Here is a 5,553-nt window from a genome sequence, read left to right as displayed (position 1 = left end):
AGCAGATTCTATAGGGGTCAACGCGAATTCGAGGCGAAACCATGAAGATTTTGTCATTGCTCAATGGTCTGGTCGTCGCTGGCGGAGGGCAGGGCGCCCGATACGAAAGCGAGATCGCGAGATGGGTGGCCGATCCATTGGCGCATCCGGTGCTGGACACGATGTCGGAGCGCGAACTGGGAGACATGCCGTTTCGGCTAACGGCGCGGCGTACGTCCTATGAGACGGGGCAGGCGGGCTGCCGCTAACTCGGCGGCCGATAGCCGGGCACGGCCGACGGTCGCTGGCCCAACGCAACCGCATTGTCTTGCTGTCCTGCGCACCTATTGTGCGCTGCGATGAAAACCGCCTCGCCATCGCCCTCGCGTCTCGCTGTGGCCGGCATGCTGGCCATGGCTGTCGCCATGGGCATCGGCCGTTTCGTCTACACGCCGATCCTGCCGGGCATGATGGAGGAACTGCATCTGTCGCCGGCTGACGCCGGCTGGATCGCCTCGGCCAACTATCTAGGCTATCTCGCCGGCGCCTTTGCCGCCGCCGGCGGCTGGGCGCATGGCCGCGAACGCATGCTGATGTTTGCCGGCCTCGCCGCCAGCGCCGTCCTTGCCGCCCTGATGGGCTTCGGCGAGACGATCGCGGCTTTTCTCGTCATCCGCTTTCTTGCCGGCCTCGCCAGCGCCTTTGTGATGGTCTTCATGGCCTCGATCGTCTTCAGCCATCTTGCCGCGGCGGGTCGAAGTGATCTGCAGGCGCTGCATTTCGGCGGTGTCGGTTTGGGCATCGCCGCTTCCTCGGCATTGATGGCTGTTCTCGTCACGGTTCATGCCGGTTGGGCGGCGGGCTGGCTGTGGGCGGCGGCGATCTCCGCTTTGGGTCTCGCCGTCGTTGCCCTGCTTGCTGGCTCCGCCACGATCATCAATGGCGCCGAAGACCGCGAGCCGGCGCTGCCGAAGGACCGCTCTCTGCTGAAGATGATCGTTGCCTATGGCCTGTTCGGTTTCGGCTATGTGGTGACAGCGACCTTCCTCGTCGCCATTGTGCGCCAGAGCGGCGGCGGGCGCCTGTTCGAGGCCATGGTCTGGATGGTCACCGGGCTCGCCGGTTTTCCGTCCGTCTGGCTGTGGCAGAAGGTCGCCGGAAGGTGCGGTCTTTATCCAGCCTACGTGCTCGCTTGTCTCCTCGAGGTGGTCGGCGTCGCCGCCAGCGTCGTTGTCGGCGGCTATGCCGGTCCGCTGCTGGCTGGCGTTCTGCTTGGCGGCACCTTCGTCGCCATCACCGCGCTCGGTCTGCAGGCGGCAAGGCAGCTCGCGCCCCGGTCGCCGCGCCGCATCTTCGCGCTGATGACCGCCGCCTTCGGCGTTGGCCAGATCATCGGCCCGATCGCTGCCGGCATGCTGGCGCAGGCCTCCGGCAACTATGTCTCGGCCTCGATCACGGCGGCGGTCGTCCTGCTCGTCTCCGCCGTCATCGCCTGGTCGGCTGCGCCAAAATCGCCATGATTTGTGGTCTTGCTCCGTAGCGGGCATCGGGCACGGGCATTTTCTTTCGCCCTAATGTGTGACCTTATGCCCGCCGAGCAGAAACCCGCTGATTTGCGCACAGACCGAGGAACCCGCCACAGTGTTCGTATCCTTCTTCCCGCAGCCGAAGCTGTTTTTCACCTCGGCCGCCCTTTGGAGTCTCGTGGGGATTCTGTTCTGGTTTTTCGGTGGTCAGCAGTTGGGCGCCGCCATCGGTCTGCCGCCTGCCGCTCCTGACGCCCCACCGATCCTCGGCGTGCCGATGTTCTGGTCAGCGCCTTTCCTGTGGTTCTACATCTATTTCGCCGTGATGCTGGCCGCCTTCTATCTGTTTTGGCGCTTCTACTCGCCCCACCCCTGGCAGAATTGGTCCATCCTGGTTTCCGCGTTCATTCTCTTCTCGACCTACATAAACGTGCAGATCTATGTGGCGCTGAACAACTGGCGCGGGCCGTTTTTCGATCTTTTCCAAAAAGCGATTAGCGCACCAGGCACGGTGAGCGCGGCGGAACTCTACAGCCTGTTCGGGATCTACGCCCTGATTGGCCTGATGTTCATCTCGCTCTACGTCGTGACGAAATTCGTCGTCAGCCACTACATTTTCCGCTGGCGCACGGCGATGAACGATTTCTATGCACAGAACTGGTCGAGACTGCGGCACATTGAAGGCGCTTCGCAGCGCGTTCAGGAAGACACGATGCGGTTCTCCACCTCCATGGAGCAATTGGGTGTCGCTTTCGCCGATTCGCTGCTGACACTTATCGCCTTCCTGCCGGTGCTCGACGCCCTGTCGGCACACATAACCGAACTGCCGCTGATCGGGCCCATTCCTCACTCTCTGGTGATCGTCGCGTTGGTCTGGTCGTTGTTCGGCACCATTTTGCTGGCCGTAGCCGGTATCAAGCTGCCAGGCATGGAATTCCGCAACCAGCGTGTCGAAGCTGCTTACCGGAAGGAACTCGTCTATGGCGAGGACGATCCGAACCGGGCCTCGCCGCCTGCCTTGACCGAGTTGTTTCAAAACGTGCGGCGCACCTACTTCCGCTATTACTTCCACTATGCCTATTTCAATGTCTTCCGGGCTGGCTTCGGCCAAGCAGACGCCATCTTCTCCAGTGTTATCCTGATTCCGACCATCGCAGCCGGCAAGATCACATTGGGCATCTGGCAGCAGATCAGCACGGCCTTCGGCCAGGTTTCCAGTTCGTTCCAGTATCTGGTCAGCGCCTGGCCGCAGATTGTTGAGCTGATCTCGATCTACAAGCGCCTGCGTGCCTTCGAGGCGACGCTGTATGGCGAGCCGCTGCCGGACATCGATCAGCGTTACCTCGCCAAGCATGGCGTGCAGGATCCGACCTGAACCAGACCAGGCCGTCGGCGGCTCAGCCGCCCACCGTTGCCTGTCGCTCGCCGGCGCGCTGGCGCGCGACATAGTCGCGAAAGCTGATGCACTCGACCTGCCGCATGACGCAGACTTCGCCGGCAAAGCGCTCCAGCGCATCCCAGTAGGCGCCGTCGTTCATCTGCGTGAAATGGAAGCCGAGCTCCAGCGGCATGCGCTTGCCCCGGTACTGCCTGTCGAAGGCGGCGCGGAAGGCGCGATAGGTCCGCTCCGTGAACTCAGCCTTCATGCCCGGCCGCTCGAAGCCGCCGGAATGGCGCACATAGAGATTGTAGTCCATGGCGATTACCGGCCTCGCCTTCGGCCCCTCCGGTATCTGCGGCAGCGAAAAGCGCATGATGCCGCCCTTCTCAGGCGGCAGGGCAGGGCCTTGCGAGACGCCGCTGGCGTCATACTCAAAGCCCGCCTCGGGCAGCGCCGCATAGAGCGCCTTGTTGGCCGACAGATAGGGCGCGCGAAAACCGGTCACGGCATGCCGCGCGAAATCGCGCCAGCCTGCCGGCTCAGCCGCGATGCCGTTGATCGAATAGGCGTTTTCGAGGATGCGTTCGAACGAGGCGAACTCGGCGAGCCAATCGGCCTTGCCCCAGCCCTTGCCGTCGAAATGGCCGCAGCCATGGCTGGCGATGTCATGGCCTTCCGATTTGGCCAGCCCGATCTGCTCTAGCCGGTCGGCCACCTCCTGCTTCGAGGCGGCAAAGCCGATATTCGATTTGCCGGCGCTCTTGCCGGGCCCCGTGTAGTCCTTGCGCGATTCCGGCGAGAGCAGGAAGACGCAGGAGAGAAAATAGGTGAAATGCGCGCCGCTGCGTTGTGCCAGGACGCGGCTGCGTCGCCATTGCGAGATTTCGCGGGCGCTGTCGAAGGAGATGATGACGATCTGCTTCGGTTTGGCCGATTGCGGCGGCGCGGGCGGATCGGCGAGAGCCGGGCCGGCCACGGCGAGCGAGGCTAGGGAGAACGCAACAGCAGGGAACAAACGGGGCATCGGCAGCGGCCTGGACATCGGGACGGTCGGCGACCGGCTAACGGCGAAATGTGGCGTGGGTGCGATCAGCTGTCGGGAGCACTCTTTCCCGGGCCTGATCCTCTATCCGCCGATTTTCCGGGCGGCCCCCTTCCATGCCGACGAAATTTCGCTAAAACGCGGGCTCAAGAAGCGCCCCGCGTGGGCAGCAATGGTTTTGATTGATGTCCGACGACAGTTTTATCCGCGAAGTCAACGAAGAGATTCGTCGCGAACAGGCGCAGGCGCTGTGGGATCGTTTTGGTCCGGCGCTGCTTGGCCTTGCCATACTGATCGTGCTCGGCACCGCCGCCGTCGTCGGCTACCGCTATTGGGACGAGAGCCGCGCCAACCGCTCGGGCGATGCTTTCTCGCAGGCGCTGAAGCTTGCCAATGACGGCAAGGGCGACGAGGCGCTGGCCGCCCTCGATCAACTCCAGAAGGACGGCTACGGCGCCTATCCGCTGCTTGCCCGCATGCGCGCCGCGACCGTCAAGGCGGACAAGGGCGACGTCGCCGCCGCCGTCAAGGATTTCGACGACGTTGCCGCCGACACCGCCATCCCGCAGGCCATCCGCGACATGGCGCGCCTGAGGGCGGCGCTGCTGCTCGTCGACACCGGCTCCTTCGCCGAAGTCTCCAGTCGCGTCGAGGCGCTGACCGCCGACACCAACACACTACGTCACACCGCGCGCGAGGCGCTTGGGCTTGCCGCCTGGAAGGAAGGCAAGACGGCGGACGCGCTGAAACTGTTCGACCAGATCGCTTCGGATGACGGCGCCCCGCGCAATGCGCGCCAGCGGGCGACCTTGATGTCCGAGTTGATCCGCGGGTCGGGCAACGCGTCGTGATGCATGAGCTTCAAAGTCGCCATCATCGGCCGGCCTAACGTCGGCAAATCGACTCTTTTCAATCGGCTGGTGGGAAAGAAGCTGGCGCTTGTCGACGACACGCCGGGCGTAACCCGCGACCGCCGCGTCCACACCGCCAAGCTCTACGATCTTTTCTTCGATGTCATCGATACCGCCGGCTTCGAGGATGCGGCCGCCTCGACGCTGCCCGGCCGCATGCGCCAGCAGACCGAGATCGCCATCCGCGAGGCCGACCTGATCTTCTTCACCATCGACGCCAAGTCCGGCCTGCTGCCCGACGACCGCACCTTTGCCGAGGTCGTGCGCAAGTCCGGCAAGCCGGTGGTGCTGGTCGCCAACAAGGCTGAGGCGAAGGGAGCGCAAGGCGGCATGCTGGAGGCCTGGGAGCTGGGCCTCGGCGAACCGATCCCTATCTCGGCCGAGCACGGCCAGGGCATGCCCGATCTGCGCGACGCCGTGATATCGGCGCTTGGCGAGGAGCGCGCCTTCGGCGAGGACGAGCAGGACGACGGGGAGATCGCCGCCAGCGAGGTGCTGATCGGCGAGGACGTCACCGACCCCGACGCCGAGCCCGCTTATGACGACACCAAGCCGATGCGCATAGCCGTCGTCGGCCGCCCGAACGCAGGCAAGTCGACGCTGATCAACGCGCTGATCGGCGAGGAGCGGCTGCTGACCGGGCCGGAGGCTGGCATCACCCGCGATTCCATCTCCGTCGATTGGGACTGGCGCGGCCGCCGGGTAAAGCTGTTC

At 64.2% G+C, this 5,553-nt stretch carries 6 protein-coding genes; 5 read left to right on the top strand and 1 reads right to left on the bottom strand.

Annotated elements, in window-relative coordinates:
• The first annotated feature begins 41 nt into the window (after positions 1–41).
• From EN781_RS24200 to sbmA, 3 genes are all read left to right on the top strand, one after another.
• Positions 42–248 carry a hypothetical protein gene (locus EN781_RS24200; RefSeq protein ID WP_126055990.1) on the top strand — a complete coding sequence of 69 codons (207 nt, stop codon included), beginning with the start codon at positions 42–44 and terminating at the stop codon, positions 246–248.
• A gap of 90 nt (positions 249–338) precedes the next feature.
• A complete protein-coding gene (locus EN781_RS24195) occupies positions 339–1,499 on the top strand; it encodes a YbfB/YjiJ family MFS transporter (RefSeq protein WP_245455554.1) in 1,161 nt (386 codons plus the stop codon).
• Between the two features lie 121 nt (positions 1,500–1,620).
• Positions 1,621–2,880 carry a peptide antibiotic transporter SbmA gene (sbmA, locus tag EN781_RS24190; protein ID WP_126055989.1) on the top strand — a complete coding sequence of 420 codons (1,260 nt, stop codon included), beginning with the start codon at positions 1,621–1,623 and terminating at the stop codon, positions 2,878–2,880.
• Between the two features lie 22 nt (positions 2,881–2,902).
• Here the strand turns inward: sbmA and EN781_RS24185 are convergent, their stop codons facing one another.
• Complete coding sequence (locus EN781_RS24185) at positions 2,903–3,910, bottom strand: polysaccharide deacetylase (protein ID WP_126055988.1); 1,008 nt, start codon at positions 3,908–3,910, stop codon at positions 2,903–2,905.
• A gap of 203 nt (positions 3,911–4,113) precedes the next feature.
• Between EN781_RS24185 and EN781_RS24180 the strand changes: the two genes are divergently transcribed.
• Together EN781_RS24180 and EN781_RS24175 are read left to right on the top strand one after the other, a co-directional pair.
• Positions 4,114–4,779, top strand: coding sequence for a tetratricopeptide repeat protein (locus EN781_RS24180; RefSeq protein ID WP_126055987.1), 666 nt, complete (start codon positions 4,114–4,116; stop codon positions 4,777–4,779).
• A 3-nt stretch (positions 4,780–4,782) separates the two neighbouring features.
• The coding region (locus EN781_RS24175; protein WP_127400393.1) for a GTPase at positions 4,783–5,553 on the top strand (771 nt) is incomplete at its 3' end.

The sequence above is a fragment of the Mesorhizobium sp. M4A.F.Ca.ET.090.04.2.1 genome (assembly GCF_003999085.1).
GTDB lineage: Bacteria > Pseudomonadota > Alphaproteobacteria > Rhizobiales > Rhizobiaceae > Mesorhizobium.
Note: the sequence above shows the minus strand (reverse complement) of the source record. Positions and strands in the feature narration are given on the sequence as shown.

Bases quoted from the DNA above. Each gene is read 5' to 3' on its own strand.
- EN781_RS24200 (WP_126055990.1), top strand. From the start codon at position 42: ATGAAGATTTTGTCATTGCTCAATGGTCTGGTCGTCGCTGGCGGAGGG.
- EN781_RS24180 (WP_126055987.1), top strand. From the start codon at position 4,114: ATGTCCGACGACAGTTTTATCCGCGAAGTCAACGAAGAGATTCGTCGC.
- EN781_RS24195 (WP_245455554.1), top strand. From the start codon at position 339: ATGAAAACCGCCTCGCCATCGCCCTCGCGTCTCGCTGTGGCCGGCATG.
- EN781_RS24185 (WP_126055988.1), bottom strand. From the start codon at position 3,910: ATGCCCCGTTTGTTCCCTGCTGTTGCGTTCTCCCTAGCCTCGCTCGCC.